The following is a 21,883-nucleotide window of genomic DNA, read 5'->3' on the forward strand; positions in this document are numbered from 1 at the left end:
GGACTATTCACGGTCTTCCGCGGTGGAACGACGACGCATGGCGAACAGCAGCCCGCCACCGGCGAGGACGACTACGGCGACACCTGCACCGATGAGGACCCCGGTGGAGCTGCCGCTGTCACCGGACGAACCGCCCGACGCACCGGCGGCCGGGACAGCCGACCACCAGCTCCAGTAGCCGTCCTGTCCGTAGATGTTGCCCGCGTCCGAGGGCATGGTCGTGATCGACTCGATCTGGTCGGTTCGGTAGGCCTCGACGGCATTCGGGTACGCCATGACGTTCATGTATCCCGTGTCGTACAGCCGCGACTCCATCTGCTTCACGAGATCGGCCCGTTTGGCGGGGTCGTATTCGGCCAGCTGCTTCGCGTAGAGCTCGTCGTACCGCTTGTCGCAGATGAAGTTGTCGGTCGCCGCGGACTCCTTCGCCTTGGCGGGCAGCGCGGCGCAGGTGTGGATCGACATCACGAAGTCGGGGTCCGGGTTGACGGACCAGCCGTCGAACGCGAGGTCGTACTCTCCGGCGTACCAGGGGTCCGAGACGTTGTCGCGGCAGTCGACCTTCAGACCGATGCCGAGATCGCCCCACCACTCCTGGAGGTACTTGCCGATGGCCTTGTCGTTCGGGTCCGTGGCGTGGCACAGGATGCGGAAGTCGAGCGCCTTGCCGTCCTTGCCGGTCCGCTTGCCCGCGCTGTTCTTCCTGTAGCCCGCCTCGTCCAGCAGGGCACCGGCCTTCGCCGGGTCGTGGGCGAGCTTCTGCTCGGCCGTCGGCTTCCAGAAGTACGAGCCGTAGCGCGGCGGGATGTAGCCCTCGCCCTCCATGGCGTAGCCCTGGAAGACCTTGTCGATGATGGTCGTGCGGTCCACGGCCATGAACAGTGCCTGGCGGACCTTCTGGTCCAGCAGCGCCGCGTGCCCGTCGCCGAACTTCTTGCCGTCCCTGGTCCGCGCCCCGGGGTTGGCGGCCAGTGCGTAGAAGCGCCGGCCGGGGGCGTCGTTCACCTTGATGTTGTCGGTGGTCTTCAGCGACGCGGCCTGCGCGGGGGTCAGGCTCGGGCTTCCGGCGACGAAGGAGACTTCACCCTTTCGGAGGGCGGCCACCGCCGCGTCCTGGTCCTTGTAGTAGCGGAAGACGAGCTCGTCGAACTTGGGGGCGCCCCGCCAGAAGTCCTTGTTGGCCTTCAGCTTCACGTAGCTGTCGACCTTGTAGTCCGTCAGGATGAACGGTCCGTTGCCGACGATCGGGAACTTCGTGTCGTTGTTGAACTTCGAGAAGTCGCCGACCTTCTCCCAGACGTGCCTGGGGACGATGGGCACGTCGAGCGCCGTCATCGTGGCCTGAGGCTGTTTCAGCTCTATGACCAGCTTGTCCGGGCTGGGCGCGGTCACCTTCTTGAAGTTGCCGACGAAGCTGCCGTTCGAGGTGGCGGCGCCCTCGTCGGTCATCATCTTGTTGAAGGTCCACGCCGCGTCCTCGGCGGTGGCCTTCTCGCCGTCCGACCACTTCGAGTCCGACCGGATGGTGTACGTCCACGTCAGCTTGTCCGCCGAGGTCTCCCACCCGGTGGCGAGCCCGGGGATCGTACGGCTGTCCTTGGCGTCGTAGTTGGTGAGGTAGTCGTACATCAGGCGGTGGATGCTCGTGGACACGAGCCGCTGCGCCAGGAACGGGCTCAGGGAGTCCACGCTCTGCGCGACCGCGACCGTGAGGGTCGACTTCCCGTCGGCGGCATGGGCTTCCTGCGGGGAGGGGCCGAAGGGGTTACCGGGGACGACCGATCCGGCGGCCAGCGCCAAGGCGGCGGCTCCGGAGGCGAGAAGGGTACGCAGGCGGCCGCGTGGGCGGGAGGAACGTGAGGGGGAGCTTGTGACCATTGGACGTGGACCTCGCGTCATGACTCGCACGGTGAAGGCGGGCAGATCTCTGGGTTCGCCAGTTGGTGAAGCGAAGGTTTATCAGCGGCGCCGAGTCGCGTCAACGGTCCGCCAAACCGCGTGTGGTCTGCGGGAATGCGATGAGGGCCCGCACCGTGTACACGGTGCGGGCCCTCATTGGTTTAGACCTCTTCTGCCTTACTGCTGAGGCGCCGGCGGCGGCTGCGGAGGGTGCTGCTGCCGGCCCGACGGCGGAACGGGGCCTTGCAGTTCGGGCTGTCCCGGCTGATGTGCCTGGCCATCGTGTTGCGCGCGCGCCGGAGGCGGCCCGGCCGGGCCCCCGCCGGACGGCGCCTGGGAGGGCTGCTGCTGCCAGCCGTTGCTCTGCGCACCCGGACCCGCGTACGGCGGGTACGGCTGCTGCGGTGCGGCGGCGGCCTGCTGGGGCGGGGGCTGCTGTCCCCCGTACGGCTGCTGCCCGCCGTAGTGCTGCTGTCCCCCGTACGGCTGCTGCCCGCCGGGTGCGTACGGCTGCTGGGGCGGATACGGCTGCTGTCCGGGGTACTGCTGCCCCGGGTACGGCTGACCGGGCTGGGGCTGGGGCGCGTACTGCTGCTGACCGGGTGTCTGCTGGCCGGGCACCTGCTGACCGGGTGTCTGCCGGCCGGGCATCGGCGGGGCGAACTGCGGCGGCGGGCTGGTGCCGTCCGCCGTCCACAGGCCCTGCTGCTGCTGGGCCCGCTGGAAGTCCTCCGCGACCAGTGCGGAGAGGTTGAAGTAGGCCTCGCGGGTCTTCGGACGCATCATGTCCAGATCGACCTCGGCACCTGCCGACAGGTGCTCGTCGAACGGCACGACCACCACGCCGCGGCAGCGGGTCTCGAAGTGCTGCACGATGTCGTCGACCTTGATCATCTTCCCGGTCTCGCGTACACCGGAGATGACGGTCAGGGAACGCTGCACCAGTTCCGCGTAGCCGTGTGCCGACAGCCAGTCCAGTGTGGTGGACGCGCTGGAGGCACCGTCGACGGACGGCGTCGAGATGATGATCAGCTGGTCGGCGAGGTCCAGCACACCGCGCATCGCGCTGTAGAGCAGGCCGGTGCCCGAGTCGGTGAGGATGATCGGGTACTGCTTGCCCAGGACCTCGATCGCCCGGCGGTAGTCCTCGTCGTTGAAGGCCGTGGAGACCGCGGGGTCCACGTCGTTGGCGAGGATCTCCAGACCCGAGGGCGCCTGCGAGGTGAAGCGGCGGATGTCCATGTACGAGTTGAGGTACGGGATCGCCTGGACCAGGTCGCGGATGGTGGCCCCGGTCTCACGGCGCACCCGCCGGCCGAGCGTGCCGGCGTCCGGGTTGGCGTCGATGGCGAGGATCTTGTCCTGTCGCTCGGTGGCCAGGGTGGAGCCGAGGGCGGTGGTCGTCGTGGTCTTGCCGACACCGCCCTTGAGGCTGATCACCGCGATCCGGTAGCACGACAGCACCGGCGTGCGGATCAGGTCCAGCTTGCGCTGCCGCTCGACCTCCTCCTTCTTGCCGCCCAGCTTGAAGCGCGAGGCAGCCGAAGGGGTGCGGCTGCTCTTGGCCTTCTGCTTGCCCCGGACCAACCGGTCCGACGACAGCTCCACGGCGGCCGTGTAACCGAGCGGGGCGCCCGGCACGGAACGCTCACGCTGGTCGTGGGTGACCGGCGTCGGCCACGCGGAACCGGTGCGCGGATCGATGGGCGGGGCCTGAGGTGCGGGCGGCTGGGCCGGGTAGGCCCCGGGCTGCTGTTGCTGCTGCTGGGCGGGCAGGTTCGGTGTGGCCTGGGCCGGCTGCTGCGGGGCCTGCGGAGGCAGCGGGGCTCCCTGCGCCGGGAACGGGGGCTGCTGCCGCGCCTGTTGAGCCGGGAACCCGTAACCACCCTGAGGCTGTGCCGCCGGGGGCAGTTGGGGTGCTCCCGGAGCGGGGAACTGCTGCTGCGGCGCCTGCGGGAACCCGTAACCGCCGGGCTGGGGGCCCTGCGGGAAGCCGTAACCACCCTGCGGTGCAGGTGCGTTGGGCTGAACAGGCTGCTGCGGCATCGGCGGGGACGGCTGGCCCTGCGGGAAGCCGTAACCACCCTGCGGGGCGGGCGGGTTGGGCTGAACGGGCTGCTGCGGCGGGGACGGCTGGGCGGGCGGCGTCGGGCCCTGCGGGAAGCCGTAACCACCCGGCGCCCCGGCGGCTGGAGGGGGCTGCTGTGCGGGCCACTGAGGCGCGGGCTGCGGTGCGCCCGGCTGCGGCGCGGCAGGCTGGAAGGCGGGCGGCAGTGGCGGGAGCGCGCCCTGCGGGGGCGGCGCCGGGGTCCACGGAGCCGGTGCGTTCGAGGGGACGGGACCCGGACTCCGGGGCACCTCCGCCGACGGTGCTCCGTCCTGCGGCATGCCCGTGGGCGGTGTACCGGCGGGCGGGGTGTCCTGCGGGGCGTCCTCGGGCGTCGCGTCAGTCACGGAGGCCACGGGTACGGAAGTCACGGAGGCCACGGGTACGGACACGTCGGTCCGCCCGTCCGGCTCTTCTGCGTCCGTCTCCGGCTCGTCGGCGGCCGCTCGTACGCCGTCTTCCGCCGTGTCCGCCGCAGAGCTCTCCGCCGCGTCCGCCTTTGGGGCGTCGGTCTCGTCGCCCTCCACGTCGGAGTCCCCGTCGTCGACCGCACCGGGCACTTCCGCGTCCGTGGCCTCGGGCCGTGCGGCCTGAGATGTCGGCCCACCGGAAGCGCCGGACCCGGACGCCGGGGGCTCGGCCTCCGCCTTGCCCGCCTCGCGTTCGGCGATCTCCTGCTTCAGCGCGGCGGGGGAGAAGCGCATGGTCGCGCCACTCTCGACGTCACCACCGCCGAACGCGCCGCTCATGGCATCCGGCTCGCCGGGGCCCGTGGCAGGCGATGCCGCTGCCGGGGGAGCGGTGAAGGACGGCGAGGGCGGCTCGGACGAGGCGGCCGGAGACGCTTCGGACGGTGCTGCCGGAACCGGCGGCCAGCCGGGCTCGAATCCACCGGAGGCCGGCAGCCCCGGCACGGACATCGGGGCCCCCTGCGGCGGCGGAGGCGGCGCCAGATGCGACCCCGCTCCACCCGACGAGTCACCCGGCGCGTTCTGGGTGTACCAGGCGGGCGGGGTGTAGTCGATGGTGAACTCACCCGTCATCTCGGCGGGATCCGCGTCGGACGACTCGTCGACGGGCGTGTTCCATCCCCCGTTGATCTCGTCCCGATCGCCGTTCACTTTGCCTCCTGGTGTGGTCGAGCACCCTTGTGCCGTGGTGGGTGGGGGCGACCGTTCCGGTAGTCCGGTCCGCCCGGCTCTCCCCCTTGCGACGCGCAGCGCCTGCCCGCAGGTTCCGTGCCCCCACCCACCCTAATCGCCATGAGGCGCACTACGGCAGGCCGTATGTCACAGCGGCGACTGTCCCCCGGACCACACACAGTCGTCGAGTGGAGCGCGTACGGCGAAACGTGAAGGAACGGGCTGTTTGTCGCACCCAGGGCGCACCGGTACACACCGCAGGACGTACCGGTACACACTGCGGGGTGCGTCAGGACGCGGCAGGCACTGGCTCAGGACACGGCGCGGGGGCGGCCGTCCCGGACAGCCGCCCCCGCGCCCCGTACGTACCTACGTGAGGTCGAACTCACCGTCCCGTGCGCCCAGTACGAACGCGCGCCACTCGGCCTCCGTGTAGCGCAGCACCGTCTCCGGGTCGAGCGACGAGCGCATGGCTACCGCGCCCCCGGGGAGGTGGGCGATCTCGACCCGTTCCTCGGCGTTCTCGGTACCGGGTGCGCTCAGCCACTCCACATCCGAGATGTCGAGAGCGTAGAGCTCGTCCTTTTCCTGCTGGGTGCCCATGCGCACGTCCCTTCGGTCGAACCGTGTCGTTCCCCGCCATGATCCTCAAAAGCGGTGCGTCGCGGGGTGCGAACGAGACAGGTTTCAGTCCATCCTGCGCGCGGTGCCCAGCAGTCCGGTCTCCACGTCCGTGGCGCTCGTCATCACCCAGTGGCGCTCGCGGCCCGACACCCAGAGCGTGACACCGTCCGCCAGGGTGGGCAGCGCCTCGCTCTCGGTCCGCGCGAGACCCAGGATCCGGCCGATCTGCTCCGCCTCGGCCGGCGAGACCCGTTGGATCCCCACGAGCGTCGCCGCCCGCATCAACCGCGGTGCCACCGGGCTCAGATAGGGCAGCAGCGTCAGTACCGACTGCCACGGCGAGGACACCACCCGGCCGCGCGGCGGACGCATACCGCAGTCGCGCACGACCACCACGGGACTGCCCACGGTCGCCCCGGTCGGCGGCACCCTGCCCACGTCATGGAGCGAGACGCACTCGAGGCCGGCGCCCGCGGCCTGCGCCAGCGTGGTCCACGCCTGGGTACGGCCCGTCTCGACCGCAACCCGCGCACCCGTACCCGCCGCACGCAGCGCCAGCACCTGCGCGGTCCACAGTCCGCCGATCAACAGGACGTCGTACGGCGCCGGCCGGTGGAAGCCGATCATCTGCGGGCGGCCTTCGGCGTCGTCACCGATGATCACGCCGTCGTCGCCCACCGGCAGCGACAGTGCACCCAGGTGGTCCGCGGCCAGGGTGTGGCCTGCATGGCGAGGGCCCAGCAGACCCCGCCTCGGAGCGATGTGCTTCGTCACTGCGCGCCTCCCAGCGGGAGCGTGGCGAGGACGCCCGGCAGCTGTTCACGGTCCAGCCGTACGAGGCCGACCTCCGCGTGCCGGGCGGCTTGCTCCAATGTCCTTCGTACGCCGACCAGTTCGGTGTCGGAACCGCCGGTGATCCGCACGTGTCCGCGCACGGACACGTGCCCCTGGTGCGCACCGCGGCGCACCGTCAGGCTGAACGTCGTGGCGTACGCGGGCACCGAGGTCAGCAGCGCGACGAGCCGGGGGAGCGGAGTCGCCCCACGGCCGAGTTCGGGCCAGCGGTCCACCGCGTACGTCGTGTGCCAGCGGTCGTCGCAGCGCCAGACCCGCGTCGTCTCCGCCGTCCGCCGCTGCGGCGCGGTGTCCGGACGCCCGGCGCGCGCCGACAGGATGGGGTTCGCGCACGCGGACGTCGCCACGGCCGAGTTCAGCTCCTCCTGGTCCAGTACCGAGGCGCGGAACCCGGCGCCGGTGATCCGGCTCGCCACGTGGTCCGCGACCCGTACCAGGCAGCGCTGTGCACCTCCGACTCCGCCACCGCGGGCCTCCACGGCCTCCCGGCACAGCTCCGGATCCAGCTTCACCGCCACCCAGGTCATGCGCAGTGCCGGTGCCCCGGTCCGGTCCTGGAGGGGGGCGTACGACAGGCGGGCGACCGAACGCTCCGGCAGATGCGGGGCGGGAGCGGGCCGTACCTGCTGCACGAGCTGCGCGGACTCCAGCACGATGTCGTCCACCGCGAGCGCCTCGCCCAGGAGGGACAGCGGAAGAGCCCGGGCCCCCATCGCCTGACGGAGCGACTCACCGCTCGCCTCGACCCGTACGACCGCGGTCAGGAACGTGCCGTCCCCGACCATGCCCACCGTGCGGCGGGCGCCGTCCACATAGATGTAGGGGGCGAGTCCGGGCACGTTCTCCGCCACCGGTGCCAGCTGCGGCTCCGTGTCGGCCGGGGGTACCTCGGCCGTCCGCCTGCGACGGCGGAGGGACGACACCGTCGACAGCCAGTCCTGCACGGCCCGGCCCCGACGGCGTACGACCGCGAGAACGATCAGCAGGCAGGCGATCACACCGGCGGGGATCAGCCACGCACCGCCGAGAGCCGCGCCGACCACGCCGACCGCCAGGGCTGCCTCGACGAGCACCATCTGGCGCAGCGCGGGCCCTACACGGCCGGTCCTGGAGATCGAGTGGAGCGTGGTCGCCGCGGGTGCGTCCGCCGGCCGGTGGGGAGCTGCGCCGCCCTGCCCGTTGCTGCGTTGCCGCCGGGAAGATCCGGGTGTTCGTTGGGCGGACCGCCTCGTGCGCTCCCCCGTAGCTGCACCCATCGCCGCGTTGCCCCCTCGTGTCCGTATTCACCGTTTTTTGTACGGGCGTTGATCGGGCGATCACCCTACCTGAGCGATGAGAGCCAAGTGCCAACAGGCATAGTAGGGGTCCCGGTCGGGGGCAGTGGCCCGCGAGGGGTGTGGGAACCTGGTCGCCCACTGGGGAGAAGGGGCAGCGCGCACATGGCATCACGGCGGGACGAACTCAATGCCTACACCTTCGCGAAGCGGAGGTTGGTCGCACAGTTCCTGCAGCCCCACCCGTCAGGCTCGGAGGAGGGTGCCCCGCGTCCCCTTCGCGCGGTGATGCCGGGAGCGATCGTCGGTGTGGTCGTCCTGGCGGTGTTCGGAGCCTGGGGGATGTTCAAGCCCGTGGCACCCCAGAAATGGGACAAACCGTACGAGAATGTCATCATCGCCAGTAAATCCACCACCCGTTATGTGGTGTTGACGACCGACGGCAAGACCCAGCTCCATCCGGTGCTGAACATGTCCAGCGCCAAGCTCCTCCTCGCCGCGGACAAGGGCACGGTCGTCAACGTCGACGAATCGGTCCTCGACAGCGGCAAGATCCCGCACGGGGCGACGCTCGGCATCCCCTACGCCCCGGACCGCCTGCCCGACAAGAGTGAAGCGGGATCCGCGAAGCGCTGGGCGGTCTGCGAGCGGCCCGGCGAGGGCGGCAGGGCCATTCAGAAGGCGGCGTTCGTCTTCGCCGAACGCGAGCAGAAGAAGACCGAGGGCACGAGCAAGCTGCGTGGCGGCGAGCTGATGTACGTCGAGGGCCCGGGGCCGGACCGGACCCGCTACATCGTGGACGCCACCGGCAAGGCGTACGCGGTGGAGAAGGACGAACTGCTGGTGCGCACCCTGGTCGACCAGAACCCCACTCCTCAGCGGGTGACCGCCGACTGGCTCGCCACGCTGCACACCGGGGACCCCGTCAACTTCCCGGTCATCGACGGAGTCCCCGGCACCGACGCGGGTGTTCCGGGGGATCTGCAGCCGGCGGACAACAAGGTGGGCATGATCCTCGCGGCGACCGCCGGCACCAGGACACAGCAGTACGTCGTCCTGCCGGGCAGGGTCGCCCCGGTCTCCGACTTCGTCGCCAAGCTCCTGCTCAACAGCCGTGCCCTGGTGAAGCTGAATCAGGGCGGCGAGGCGAAGAACGTCAGCGCCGGAGCGTTCAAGCCCGGTGCGGCGTTCGGGCAGGAGACGGACTGGCCCACGAACAAGCCGGTGACCGTCAACTCCGCCCGCACGGGGAGCGGAAGCCGCAACACCGTGTGCAACGTCCTGCGCGGCGTCTCGGACAAGGACGGGGCCAGCACGCTCAGCACCTGGGTGGGCACGGGCTTCCCCGCAACGCTGCCCACTGGCTCCAGCAGCGCCTACGTCACCCCCGGATCCGGCCAGCTCTTCCGGCAGTTCAAGGGTTCCAGCCCCGAATCCGGCCCGCTCTTCCTCGTGACGGACACCGGTCTGCGCTACGCGATGCAGTCCAACGGCGACAGCGTGCAGGGCGACTCGGGCATCGGTGAGTCCGGCACGAAGAAGGAGCGGGAGCAAGCTCAGCAGGAGGCGCAACAGGCGCAGATCCAGCTCGGGTACAAGGACGTCGACCCCGCGTCCGTGCCCGCCGCCTGGTCCACCTTCCTGCCGACGGGCCCCCGCCTGTCGACCGGCGCCGCGCGTCAGCCGCAGGGCTCGTGAGGAGCGACGACGTGAACACGACACCCTCCCGGCGTCTGCTGACGTCCGCGGCCGCCACCGCCGTACTCCTCGTCACGCTGCCGGTGGTGCCGGCAGCCGCGGACGACGCCACCCAGTGCACCTTCCCCTCGAAGAAGTACGCGGGGCGACCCTGGTCGCTGCAACGCGTGCTGATGGACGAGCTGTGGGAGCAGTCCACCGGCAAGGGCGTACGCGTGGCGGTCATCGACACCGGCGTGGACGTCAAGAACCCCCAGCTCACGAAGGCCGTGGACGCCGGCAGCGGCCGCAATTTCCTGGACAAGAACCTCAAGGACGAGAACGGCGCCAAGATCGAGCGCGGCAAGGAGAACGGCACCACGGACGTGGTCGGCCACGGCACCAAGGTCGCCGGCATCATCGCCGCGCGCGAGGCGAAGGGCACGGGCTTCACCGGCCTCGCCCCCGACGCGACGATCATTCCGATCCAGCAGAACGACGCCGAGGGCCACGGAACCGCGGAGACACTGGCGCAGGCCATCGACTACGCCGTCGTGCAGGCGCGGGCCGACGTCATCAACATCTCCCAGGACACGGCCAATGCCGTGAAGCCCGCGCCCGAGCTGGAGCAGGCGGTGAACGCCGCACTGGCCAAGGACATCGTGATCGTCGCCTCGGCGGGCAACGACGGGCTGGGCGGAAACATCAAGAAGACCTACCCGGCCTCGTTCCCCGGAGTCCTCGCCGTCGCCTCTTCCGACCGCAACAACGAACGGGCGGCCTTCTCCCAGTCCGGCGACTTCGTCGGTGTCGCGGCTCCCGGCGTGGACATGATCTCCACGGTTCCGGGCGGTGGGCACTGCTCCGACAACGGCACCAGTTTCTCGGCCCCGTACGTCGCGGGAGTCGCCGCGCTCATCAAGGCCAAGCACCAGGACTGGACGCAGAAGCAGATCGTCGCTCAGATCGAGCAGACGGCCGAACGCTCGATCGCGGGCCACGACCACCTGGTCGGCTGGGGCGTGGTCGACCCGGTGCGCGCCCTGACCGAGGACGACAAGCCCATCGAGGAACCGGTGGCCCACGAAGGTGTGAGCAAGGGCGAGGCACCGGTCCCTGCTGCAATCCACCTCGGAGAGACCGCCGACGAACGCAACGCCCGGCTCGCGACGTACGTGGTGGTGGGCGGAGCGGTGCTGGTCGCCGCCATCGCGGGCTCCGCTGTGGCCGTGCGCGACAGCCGACGGAGGCAGGCACGACCGGGCGGCGCCTGATGTACGGGATGCGCCTACCGGCCGGGAGCGGCATCGATGTGGGGGAAGTTACGTCATGGACAAGACAGTTGGTCCTGTCAGTGCCATTGGCTACAGTGATGCTATGGGGTCAGTGCTGTTTACGCGGGTGCGATAGCAACGCGCAACGGCCTGAGCAAACGGGGAAACGGGGAGAGGCAGCAACGTGGGTGAAGGAAAAGGTGATCTTCGGAAGGGCGTAGGGGCCCTGGAGAAGTTCCAGAAGAGCGTGAACGCGTTGCTGGCAGACCTCGAGAGTTCGGCAGCCGGGAAGTCGAAGGTCGCGGCACAATCCGTGTCGCGTACCGCCTTCAGCGGCCAGAACACATGCTTCGCGGAAGCGGATGGGCTGTTCACCCAGTACAACCGTGTCCACGAGTCACTCGTCACGCTCTCGAGGTCTCTGGGCGACCAGATCGAGTACCTGAACCTGGGCGTGCACGCGGCGGCGGTCGGCTTCGACAACGTGGACGACGACACGCGGCGGCGGTTCCACGAGATCCAGACTCGCCTGAACAAGGAACACGAGCGGGCGCAGGACGAGAAGTCGGGCAAGCCCGAGCAGCCGCGCTCCGACGAGAAGACCGGCTCCGCCTACGACGACTTGGGTGACAGCTGATGAGTGACGACAAGCAGCCGGAACTGACTCCTGCCGAACAGCAGAAGCAGGACCAGGCGACGGTAAAGATCCAGTTGGGCCAGACGGACATCAGCCGTGTCGTACGGGAGAGCCTGGGGGGACTCGTCCCCGGGGGCGGGGGACCTTCGGGACGGACCTCCTTCGAGGGCCACCAGATCAACTCGATGATCGACCTGATCGAGAACTCCCAGCCGGAGCAGCTCGAAGAGGCGGGCCAGGCGCTTTGGAAGGCCCGGGACGCGATCAAGGAAGCGGCGGGGGAACTGCGCGACTTCATCAAGGGCGTCGACTGGGAGGGCGAGTCCGGAACAGCCTTCCGCGACTGGGGCGAGGGCTTGGCCGCCCATGCCGACAAGCTGGGCGAATTCGCGGATGTGGCCGGCACACAGATCACGGTCGCGGGCACAGGCCTCGCTTCGGTGCGCAAATCACTCCCGCCCCGTGACACCCGCCAAGTCCGCAAGTCCCCCGACGAGATCGAGCTCCCCAAGCGGACCGAGGGCAACGCGGAGTACGCCGCGGCGCTGAAGGTCGAGAAGGACCGCCAGGAGGCCATCAACCAGGCGAGCCGTCTGGCTTCGTACTACGCGGTCTCGGAGCAGAGGCTGGCGGCACAGGAGCCGCCGCGGTTCGAGAAGAAGCTTGATGTGGCGATGCCCAAGCCCACGGGCTATATCGGTGACGGGCGGTCAGCGACGGAGGACTCGTCGGAGGGATCCGGGGGAGCAGGTAGCAGAGGCTCTGAAGGTCTGACGGGGCATGCGGTATCGAGCAGCCAGGGCCCGGCAGTAAGCGGCCGTGGTTTTGAGACACCGGTGGCGGTGGCGCCTGTACCGGACAAGAGCACGTCGACGGAGATCAACAGCGTCGCCACCCCGCCCTCCCCGGTGACCGGGCCGAATGCGCCGTCTCCTGCACCGGCCACGAGCCTCCCTGCACATGGTGGAGGCCCCACGCCTCCCATGGCGACCGGCTTCGTCAATCCCGTGACAAGTAGCACGCGGGGGCCTCAGCCGGCCACAGGCGCATCCAGAGCTGTTGGCCAGCCCGGGAACAGCGGCACCCGAACAGGGAGTGGCCCGGTGGCGAACGGCCGCGCCGGATCCCCCGTGGGGCGTCCTGCACCCATGAACGGAGGGTCGACCCCTGGAACCGCCGCACGTCCAGGTGGCGGGCCGCAGTCGCCCACTGCCGGTCGGTCCGGTGTCACTGGTGGCAGGCCCATGGCATCAGGCCCCGCAGGTACGTCCGGAACCCCCGGCCCGCGTGCCGGCCGGGCGAACGGCATCGTGGGCGGGACCCCGCAGCGCGCCGTCCCAGGCACGGGTACGCCCGCAGGGGCTCGGGGTGTCCCGCGCGGCACGGTCATCGGAGCAGGGGGAGCCGCACGGAGCAACGGCTCAGCCGCCACCGTCGGCCAGCGTGGCGTCGTCGGCTCCGGGAGCACGGCCGGCGTGTCCCGTCCTGGTGGGCGAGGCACTCCAAGTACCAAGGGAGTCGTCGGCACACCCCGCGGTGGTGCAAGTCCCGGTGGCGGCACGAAAGGCTTTACCGCAGGCGGCGCCGGCCTAGTGCGTGGACCGTCGGGCCGCAAGGACTTCCGAGAAGAAGACCAGGACGACGGCACCCCGCGCCCGGACTACCTGACAGAAGACAGAGAGACCTGGGAGGCCGGCCGGCGGGAAGCCGCTCCGCCGGTGATCGAGTAGGTACAGGGAAGGTTCGGAAGTCAGGATGACAGCAAGAATGACTCAGACCTGTAAGCGCCATGTACCACTCGGGTTGCGAGGGCGTCTGCTCGGCACGATGGCCTTGGCCGCGGCCTGGGCCGTGGGATTCGCGGGAATTGCTCCGTCCGCGCTCGCTGTGGACGCGCAGTCGAAGCAGTGGTACCTCGAACCCATGCATGCCCAGGAGATGTGGAAGACGACCACAGGTGAAGGCATCAAGGTTGCTGTCATCGATTCCGGCGTCAACCCTCTGACACCGTCCTTGAAGGGGCAGGTACTCAAAGGGTTCGATGCTTCGGGGACTCACGGTGACGAACACGACGACTACGACGGGCATGGCACCACCATGGCCGAGTTGATCGCAGGAACGGGTAAGGGAGGAGGCTTGCAAGGCCTCGCCCCTGGAGCGAAGATTATTCCGTTCCGAATTGCTGACACGGATCGACAGCACGAAAAGTCGGTCAATGCGCATGACATTCGAGATGCGATCCGATTCGCTGTGGATGCTGATGCGCAAATCATCAGTATGTCATTTGGTAGTGATTTCTCGACCACAGAAGAGCGCGAAGCAGTGAAGTATGCGCAAAGTAAGGGCAAATTGCTATTTAGTGGTGTCGGAAATAATGCGAAGAAGGGAAACAAGGAACAGTTTCCCGCTTCGTATCCACAGGTCGTCGGAATTGCTGCGACGGACAGCAGTGGCAAGGCATCCACGTACTCCCAGCATGGCGGCAGCGTAGATCTTGCGGCCCCTGGCGACGGAATTCCGATATGGTGCGACTCAAAATTTGAGAAGTACTGCGACTCCAACGGCGGCACCAGCCAGGCCACGGCCATCACCTCAGCCTCCGCTGCCCTGATCTGGTCCGCCCACCCCGACTGGACAGCCAACCAAGTCCTCAGCGTCCTCTTCGACACGGCCGGACGAGGCGACTGGGAAAAGGGCACGCTCAGCAACTACCTCGGTCATGGCATCATTCGCCCCGCCGTCAACATCCTCAAGGGCAAGGGAACTCCCGGCGCCCCGGACGTCAACCCTCTCACCAAGGAGAAGACGTCCGACTCCACAGCCTCACCGGCCGCTTCCGCATCAGCTTCGTCACAGCCTCAGAAGAAGGACAAGGCTGCGGACGCTGCCATGGCAGGCTCCAGTAATGAGAAGGACGACGACAGTCAACTGGGCCTGATCCTCGGCGGAGTGGCAGTAGTGCTCGTACTCGGCGGTGGTGCTTTCGCGCTCGTTCGCAAGCGCCGTACCGCCTGACTGACCGCAGTTCCTCCTACGCCCGGCGGGTGACGCCGGACCGAACAAAAGCACCAGAAGGGAAGCCAGCACCATGGCAGATCAGAAGCTTTCAGATGATGCACTCATCAAGATCGAGGGCGAGCTCTCCAGGCGATTCGACTCCGTAAAGAGTCAGATCAAGACGCTGCAGGGAACGATCGACAGTCTGGAGGGCGCTTGGAAGGGCATCGGCGCCACCGCCTTCAACAGCAAGCAGGACGAAATCAACCGGCGGATGGGCAACATCGCCGTCCGGATGGCCAACTTCCAGGAAGCCATCAAGGCGGCCCGTGTCATCTCGGGCAACACCGAGGACGAGATCAGGGCTGCCCTCCAGGGCGTCGACGTCGTCGACGGCTACTCGGCAGGCGCGGAGGCCAAGACCGCGGCCATCACCCCGCCGCCGTCGGCCGTCAACTCCTACTGAGCCTTGCTGTATCCGTACCACGTACGGACCATCACATCGAACTAGATTGAACTGGAGGACCGTATGCCGACCAACGACGGCACGATGGTTGTCACTTACTCGAGCCTGGAGCAGGCGGCTGGTGACATCGACCGGCAGGGCAGGCAGCTTCAGGAGGACCTCGCGGCGATCAAGCGAGTGGTTGCCAGTGCGTCCGAGCTCTGGGTGGGCGAGGCCAAGACGGCGTACGACCAGTCCCGTGCCGGTTGGGACCGTGACGCCGAGGCGATCGAGAAGGCCCTGGCCGAGATCTCCCGCAAGGTGCGCGACGCCGGCGCGGCCTACCAGGGCGGCGACAAGCGGGCGAGGGCCAACTTCGAGTAGATCTCGACTGTGAACACACAGGTCAGGGTGGGCACGCACGGGAGGTGCCCACCCTGACCTGTGTCCCGAGCTCCTGTGCGCAGCGGTGAACGGTGACTACACGGTCCCGATGCTGCTGACCCAGACACACAACGGCATGAGGTCCGGATCCGGATCGGTGTCACCCCGCTCCGAGAGGTCCTCGCTGGCGGCCAGAAATCTCTCGACGATCCGTCCCAGGTCGAGGGACGCCACGTAGGTACCGCTGAAGGGCAACGCCTCTGCGGAGACAGAGCCGGTCGAGCACCGGAGTTGCCCCGACTGTTCGTCGTGCCACACGTAGAAGGTCGCGTTCCCGGAGAAGCCCAGAGCGTGGACGCGCGCCCGCAGCGCGCAAGCCGTGCGCTCGAAGGCTGCCACCACTTCGGCGACCGGCAAGGCGCTCCTGGTCAGGTCTGACGCCCTCAGCGACCAGGTGTTGGTCTCCCACTCGACCCGCCGGTCAGACGGCTCCAGTGCCAGGGGCTCGTCCGCCACCTCAGCGATCCATGTCAACAGCATTGCAGCAGTATCGCGTCACGAGAACGGCCTGCAGGACGAGAAAGCCGTGAACTGGCCCAGGCGAGCTCATGCAAGGACTCCGGGGTCTGCGCGCCGGTGCTGCATCCTGAAAGTGGCGGCTCCTGCGCCCCCGGCGCGCATCCGAGGACCCTCCAGGCACGAGGTGCCTCGGCACGTTCAATGCATCCGCAGCCGTCGAGCCGGCTCAGGTCACCGCTCCTCCAGCAGGTTCCACCACCAGGCGACACTGGCGATCGGCAGAGGCTGGTTCGCTTCCTGCTCCTGGAACGGGGAGGCCGCACTGCCGGCTGGAAGGTCCGCGGGGTTCTCCGGATTGACGTATCGGTTGGTGGTGAGGGACCAGTCGTAGTCGGCACGGATCCAGGAGTCGCAGTCCGTGATCCACCGGTGGAGTTCGGTTCCGGCGTTGCGCAGTATCTGGTCGCGGAGACGGAGGTACAGGGCCATGGCACGGGTGTGCATGACAGCGGTCTCGCTCACCGCTTCGTCGAGGGAGCAGCCTCGTTCGTAGGCGATCAGATCGACGATGTTCCCGTATCCCTCTTGGCTGCGCTGGCGCTCCTTGTGGTAGGAGACCAGGTCGTTGGACCAGCCGATGATCGCGGCGAAGACCTCGACGAACGCGCGGACGTCGTGGCGTTCGTAATCGGCCGCGGGGAGGTCGTATCCGTGGATGATCTCACTGAGCGTCGAGAAGATCTTGACTCCGGAGGAGTCGAGCCGGACAGCCAGATGGTCGGAGAGGCTGGGAATGCGCCGGTGAGCGCCGTTCGCGGCCATCCATATCTGGCCCTGGAGGTAGGCGCGGAAGCTGGCGGCCCAGCGGGCGGTCTGCACGGGCGTGGTGAGGTCGTCGAGCCGCAGGCGTAACTCGAGCAGCGCGGCACTGTAGTTGTCGTCGGTTGTGGCGGCCCAGGGGACTTCGACGACGCGTTGAAGCTTCGTGATGATGAGCAGGGTGGCATCGGGGGACGCCGCGACCGGCCCCTCGTCGCAGTACTCGTCGTCGAACGCGAAGAGCCACATCAGGAAGTCGGAGGTCCACTGCAAGCCCGCCAGACGCCCGGACGGAGCGCCGCGGCCGGTGATCTCACCGACGGAGATGCGCGTCAGCCGGTCACGTTGCGCACGGTCCGAGTAGAGGCCGAACCGATCGAGCCAGGCGGCCGAACGGTCGTCGATCTCACGCCAACCCGGGTGGATCCCCGAGGGAAGCGGGACCCACAGCTGAGGGATCTTCGGCGCTGGAGCTGGGGAGGTCATGTACCGCCCTTTCGCGTGTACGTACCGATGCCTCTGAGACCCGGAAGTTAGCAAGGTGTAAGACGAACGGGTACAGCCGATTCAAGCCGGGTTGGCTCAGGAGCCAGTGCCCCCGCAAGCAGGGAGCCGGGGCACCAAGCTATGTCTTCGGCGCTCGTGAAAGGCCTGAAAGCGGTTGATCATGCCTGGTTTGCGCTTGATCAACCTCGGCGCGCAGTTGGCCCGAAAGTGACTCTTGGCAGTTGAGGAGTCACCGTTTTCGTGGCGAAGGGCCCGGCCACACCGACGCCGAACCGGGCAGAGGCTGAGCGTGCGGCGTTCAGCGTGGTGTCGTCGGCCCGGGCCCCTCGCCCGGAGGCGTGGTCGTCTCCCGCCCGTGCGCTTCTCCGCATCTGCGTGTCGGCCGTGTCAGCCGCCTCGGCCTTCGCCTGTTACCGCTCGGCCTGTGCCATGCGCGTAAGCCCGTCAGTCAGTCAGCAAGCGGAGTACTGAGCCTGAAATCCCTTCTGCGGCAAAGCCTGCCCACGCGCAGAGACGGGCGGCGACAGCGGCATCTCGTCCACCGTCGCCGCCCGTCCCGTCACTGTTGCGAGACCTGCCGTGCGTCCTACCGGTCCCCGTCCATGAGCCCCGTCTGCACCAGCGGATTCCCGCGGCGCCGGGTGACGAAGATGCCGCGGCCCGGCGGCATCGGGCGCGGCCGTACGTTGCCGAGCACATCGCCCTCGACGGGGTCGCCCGAGAGCACCACGCCCTGCGCCCCCAGTTCCAGCATGCGCTGCATGAACGGCTCGTACAGCGCACGGCTCGCTCCCGCCGTGCTGCGGGCGATGATGAACCGCACGCCTACGTCGCGGGAGAACGGCAGCATCTCGGTGAGCTTCGCCAGCGGGTTCCCACTGGACGTCGAGACCAGGTCGTAGTCGTCCACGACGACGTACACCGTCGGTCCGCTCCACCAACTGCGCTCACGCAGCTCCCGGGCCGTGACCTCGGGCGAGGGCGTACGCCGCTTCATCAGGTCGTACAGCGCGTCGGCGTGGTGCTCCATGTTGTTGGACATGGGCACGTACTCCGCGAGGTGCGTCGCCGGGGTGACGTCCAGCAGCGCTCGCCGGTTGTCGATGACGAAGAACTTCGCGGAGTTCCCGTCGTACCTCTCGGTGAGCTGCTTGATGAGCAGGCGGATCAGGTTGGACTTGCCGGACTCGCTCTCGCCGAACACCAGGAAGAAGGGGTCCCGCTCGAAGTCGAGGAAGACCGGCTCCAGGTTGTTCTCGTCGATGGCGAACGCGACGCCCCGCTCCGGCTGCGCGTAGCCCGCGGGCAGTTCGTGCACCGGGAGTTCGCGGGGCAGCAGCCGGACGGCCGGGGCCGGAGCGGCGGTCCAGTGGCGGGCGACCTCCTGGTTCATGGCCGCCGTGGCCTCGGAGAGGTCACTGTCGGAGTTGATGCCGTCGATCCGCGGTACCGCTGCCATGAAGTGCAGCTTCTCCGGAGTGAGACCGCGTCCGGGGACGCCGGGGGGCACGTTGACCGCGGCCTTGCGGTCGAGTTCCGAGTCCATGACGTCACCGAGCCGCAGTTCGAGCCGGTTCATCAGGTGGTCCTTCAGGTTCGCCCGGACCTCCATGGAACGCGAGGCCGTGACGATCAGGTGGATGCCGTAACCGAGGCCGCGCTGCGCGATGTCCACGGCCGCCGATTCCAGAGCCTCGTAGTCCGTCCGGAAGTTGCCCCAGCCGTCGATGATGAGGAAGACGTCGCCCCACGGCTGGTCCGTCACCGAGATCTCGCCACGCGCCCGCAGCCGGCGGAAGGTGGCGATGGAGTCGACGCCCGCGCTGCGGAAGTACTCCTCACGGCGCGCCATGATCCCGTACACCTCGGCGACCGTACGGCGCACCCGTTCGGGGTCGAGCCGGGAGGCGATCCCTCCGACGTGCGGCAGACCGGAGACCGAGGCCATGCCACCCCCACCGAAGTCGAGTCCGTAGATCTGGACCTCCTGCGGCGTGTGGGTGAGGGCGAAGCCCGCGATGAGCGCGCGCAGCAGCGTGGACTTGCCGGACTGCGGGCCGCCGGTGATCTGCATGTGGCCCGCCGCGCCGGAGAAGTCCCGGTAGAGCGTGTCGCGGCGCTGCTCGTACGGCTTGTCGACCACACCCAGCGGTACGACGAGGCGGCCGGAGCCCTCGAACCCGGGCTGGGTCAGCCCCCGGCCCTCGACCGCGGAGAGTCCCGGCAGGAGCTCGTCCAGCGACGGCGGATTGTCCAGCGGAGGCAGCCACACCTGGTGCGCGGAGGCCCCCCGGCCCTCCAGCCGGCGCACGATCACGTCGAGCACCGTGTCGGCCAGGGCGTCGTCCTCGGACCTGCGCGCATCGGGTACGCCGGCCTGGGCCGTCGGCTGCACATAACGCACCGGCACCGGAGCCGCGGTGAACACGGCGGGCCTGCGGTCCACGGGCAGAGGACCGGAGGACGCGGCCGGCTGGGCGCCCGAGCGGTACACGCCCGAGACGTACGCCGCCTTGAAGCGCACCATCTCGTCGGTGCCGTACTTCAGATAGCCCGAACCGGGGACGTTGGGCAGGTGGTAGGCGTCGGGGACGCCCAGCGCGGCGCGGGACTCGCCCGCGGAGAACGTACGCAGACCGATCCGGTACGACAGGTAGGTCTCCAGGCCGCGCAGCCGCCCCTCCTCGAGGCGCTGCGAGGCCAGGAGCAGGTGGACGCCCAGCGAACGGCCGATGCGCCCGATCTGCACGAACATCTCGATGAAGTCCGGCTTGGCCGTGAGCAGCTCGCTGAACTCGTCGATGACCAGGACGAGAGAGGGAATGGGCTGCAGCGCGGCACCCGCGGCGCGAGCCTTCTCGTAGTCGTGGATGTTGGCGTAGTTGCCCGCGTCGCGCAGCATCTCCTGACGGCGGTTGAGCTCACCGCTGATGGAGTCGCCCATGCGGTCCACCAGCGTCAGGTCGTCGGCGAGGTTGGTGATCACCGCTGCGACGTGCGGCATCTGCGCCATACCGGCGAAGGTGGCACCGCCCTTGAAGTCCGCGAGGACGAAGTTCAGCGTCTCCGAGGTGTGGGTGACGGCGAGGCCGAGCACGAGCGTGCGGAGCAGTTCGGACTTGCCGGAACCGGTGGCGCCGACGCACAGTCCGTGCGGCCCCATGCCCTCCTGCGCCGCCTCCTTGAGGTCCAGCATCACCGGGGAGCCGTCCTCGCCCACGCCGATCGGGACCCGGAGCCGCTCCGCCTGCGAACGGGCCCGCCAGGTGCGGCTGACGTCGACCGAGGCGGCGTCACCGAGATTCAGCAGATCGGTGAACTCCAGATTGGCGAGCAACGGCTCGTCGTCGTCTCCGCCCGAGGCGACGTGGAGCGGGGCCAGCTGCCTCGCCAGCGCCTCCGCGGCCTCGGGACTCAGCAGGTCGGGCACACCGTCGTACACCAGGCCGTGCCCCGACTCCAGCTGCAGCGAGTGGGGGTCCACCACGATGGAGAGGCCGCCGCGCGCTCCGTTGACCTGACCCGTGACGATCTCGACGACCGTCACGCCCTGCAGGCCCTCCGCCGACGCGAGGACGGACGTCGCCGGTACGGACTCGCCGTCGAGCACGACGACGATGTGCGGCTGGTCAAGGTGCGGCTGGCCACCGGGCTGGAAGCGGGGCCGGCCGTCGAGACGGCCCGCGAGCATCTCCTCCAGCTCCGCGAGACTGGTGGAGATCAGACGGCGGCTGCCGGCACCGTCGATCGAACCCCGCGCCTGGACGTGCGGGAGCCACTTGGTCCATTCCCAGCGCGGAGCGGTGTCACGGCCGGTCGCGACGGCGATGACCAGGTCCTCGGGGGAGTGCAGCGAGGCGAGTGCCGCGACCATGGCGCGGGCGGTGGCCCGCGTGGACTCCGCCTCGCCGCTGATCGTCAGGTGGTAGAAGGCGCGGAGCGAGACCGCCATCGGCAGCCCGTCCAGCGTGCTGTGGGTCGTGAGGAACTGCTGCATCGCCCCGGCCGTCAGCGGCTCCAGCTCATCGACGGGCGCGGTCTCGGGCGCGACGAGCGGTGTGGCGAGTTCCTGGCTGCCCAGGCCGATGCGCACGTGCGCGAAGTCCGCGTCCCCGACCCTGCGCTCCCACACCCGGCTGCCCTCGGCGACGAGCGCCCACAGCTGCTCCGGGGACGGGTGCAGGTAGAACTGCGCGTCGCGCTGCTTCCGCGCCGTCCTCAGGACGGCGCGCCTGGTCTGCGTCAGGTACTTCAGATAGTCGCGCCGCATGTCCGCGAGCTGACCCTGGGTGCCGCGCCGGAAACGGATGATCATCGCGATCGCCATGGCGATCGTCGAAGCGATCATGATCATGCCCATGATCCGCATGATCGGCATCGGTGTCATGAAGAAGAAGACGACGGAACCACCCATGCCGAGCATCGGCAGCAGCTGCATCATCACCCCCTCCTGCTGCCCGCGAGGCAGCTCGGGCGGAGGTTGCAACTGCACCTGCTCGCCCGGAACTTCGGAGGGGAGGGCCCGCGGTGGGCGCTTGACGACGATCTGGCTCACAGCTCACCAATTCCCTTGCCGGACGGAACTGTTCCTATCGGCGCCCCCGTGGCGACGGGCTCCGTCCGCGGGAGGATCCTACTGGCGTACCCGGTGACCCGAGGGCGGTAGGGTGTCGCGACGCGTGTACGCATCCGCTAACTACCGCAAAAAAACGGGTCATTCGGG

15 protein-coding genes are annotated in these 21,883 nt (G+C 68.9%); 7 read left to right on the top strand and 8 right to left on the bottom strand.

Going from position 1 to position 21,883, the window contains the following annotated elements; all coding sequences use genetic code 11:
• Positions 1-3 precede the first annotated feature (3 nt).
• The 5 genes from ABZ441_RS30135 to eccE form a co-directional block, all read right to left on the bottom strand.
• Positions 4-1,878 carry an ABC transporter substrate-binding protein gene (locus ABZ441_RS30135; protein WP_358979938.1) on the bottom strand — a complete coding sequence of 625 codons (1,875 nt, stop codon included), beginning with the start codon at positions 1,876-1,878 and terminating at the stop codon, positions 4-6.
• A 198-nt stretch (positions 1,879-2,076) separates the two neighbouring features.
• Complete coding sequence (locus ABZ441_RS30140; protein ID WP_358979940.1) at positions 2,077-5,127, bottom strand: SCO5717 family growth-regulating ATPase; 3,051 nt, start codon at positions 5,125-5,127, stop codon at positions 2,077-2,079.
• A 390-nt stretch (positions 5,128-5,517) separates the two neighbouring features.
• Positions 5,518-5,751: a DUF397 domain-containing protein gene (locus ABZ441_RS30145; protein WP_205022723.1), complete on the bottom strand. Its 234-nt coding sequence runs from the start codon at positions 5,749-5,751 to the stop codon at positions 5,518-5,520.
• Between the two features lie 84 nt (positions 5,752-5,835).
• Positions 5,836-6,546, bottom strand: a complete 711-nt coding sequence (locus ABZ441_RS30150; protein ID WP_358979942.1) for a hypothetical protein — start codon at positions 6,544-6,546, stop codon at positions 5,836-5,838.
• A complete protein-coding gene (eccE, locus tag ABZ441_RS30155) occupies positions 6,543-7,883 on the bottom strand; it encodes a type VII secretion protein EccE (protein WP_358979944.1) in 1,341 nt (446 codons plus the stop codon). Before eccE ends, ABZ441_RS30150 begins: the two co-directional genes overlap by 4 nt.
• A 183-nt stretch (positions 7,884-8,066) precedes the next feature.
• Between eccE and eccB the strand changes: the two genes are divergently transcribed.
• From eccB to ABZ441_RS30190, 7 genes are all read left to right on the top strand, one after another.
• Positions 8,067-9,599, top strand: coding sequence for a type VII secretion protein EccB (gene eccB / locus ABZ441_RS30160; protein WP_358979946.1), 1,533 nt, complete (start codon positions 8,067-8,069; stop codon positions 9,597-9,599).
• 11 nt (positions 9,600-9,610) lie between these two features.
• Positions 9,611-10,852, top strand: a complete 1,242-nt coding sequence (gene mycP, locus ABZ441_RS30165) for a type VII secretion-associated serine protease mycosin (protein WP_358979948.1) — start codon at positions 9,611-9,613, stop codon at positions 10,850-10,852.
• A 184-nt stretch (positions 10,853-11,036) separates the two neighbouring features.
• Entirely contained in the window at positions 11,037-11,489 is a 453-nt protein-coding gene (locus ABZ441_RS30170; protein WP_358979950.1) for a hypothetical protein, read from the top strand.
• Positions 11,489-13,219: a hypothetical protein gene (locus ABZ441_RS30175; RefSeq protein ID WP_358979952.1), complete on the top strand. Its 1,731-nt coding sequence runs from the start codon at positions 11,489-11,491 to the stop codon at positions 13,217-13,219. The genes ABZ441_RS30170 and ABZ441_RS30175 overlap by 1 nt, the downstream gene beginning before the upstream one ends.
• Positions 13,220-13,256: 37 nt before the next feature.
• Positions 13,257-14,504 carry a S8 family serine peptidase gene (locus ABZ441_RS30180; protein WP_358979954.1) on the top strand — a complete coding sequence of 416 codons (1,248 nt, stop codon included), beginning with the start codon at positions 13,257-13,259 and terminating at the stop codon, positions 14,502-14,504.
• Positions 14,505-14,577: 73 nt separating this feature from the next.
• Positions 14,578-14,952 carry a WXG100 family type VII secretion target gene (locus ABZ441_RS30185; protein WP_358979957.1) on the top strand — a complete coding sequence of 125 codons (375 nt, stop codon included), beginning with the start codon at positions 14,578-14,580 and terminating at the stop codon, positions 14,950-14,952.
• A 63-nt stretch (positions 14,953-15,015) separates the two neighbouring features.
• Entirely contained in the window at positions 15,016-15,315 is a 300-nt protein-coding gene (locus ABZ441_RS30190) for a WXG100 family type VII secretion target (protein ID WP_358979959.1), read from the top strand.
• Positions 15,316-15,411: 96 nt separating this feature from the next.
• On the opposite strand, the gene ABZ441_RS30195 is transcribed toward ABZ441_RS30190, so the two are convergent.
• From ABZ441_RS30195 to eccCa, 3 genes are all read right to left on the bottom strand, one after another.
• Positions 15,412-15,855, bottom strand: coding sequence for a hypothetical protein (locus ABZ441_RS30195; protein WP_358979961.1), 444 nt, complete (start codon positions 15,853-15,855; stop codon positions 15,412-15,414).
• A 210-nt stretch (positions 15,856-16,065) separates the two neighbouring features.
• Positions 16,066-17,139: a (+)-(1(10)E,4E,6S,7R)-germacradien-6-ol synthase gene (locus ABZ441_RS30200; RefSeq protein WP_358979963.1), complete on the bottom strand. Its 1,074-nt coding sequence runs from the start codon at positions 17,137-17,139 to the stop codon at positions 16,066-16,068.
• A gap of 607 nt (positions 17,140-17,746) precedes the next feature.
• On the bottom strand, positions 17,747-21,715 hold the full coding sequence (eccCa, locus tag ABZ441_RS30205) for a type VII secretion protein EccCa (protein WP_358979965.1): 3,969 nt from the start codon (positions 21,713-21,715) through the stop codon (positions 17,747-17,749).
• Between the last annotated feature and the right edge of the window lie 168 nt (positions 21,716-21,883).

The sequence above is a fragment of the Streptomyces sp. NPDC005752 genome (assembly GCF_040630715.1).
Lineage (GTDB): Bacteria > Actinomycetota > Actinomycetes > Streptomycetales > Streptomycetaceae > Streptomyces.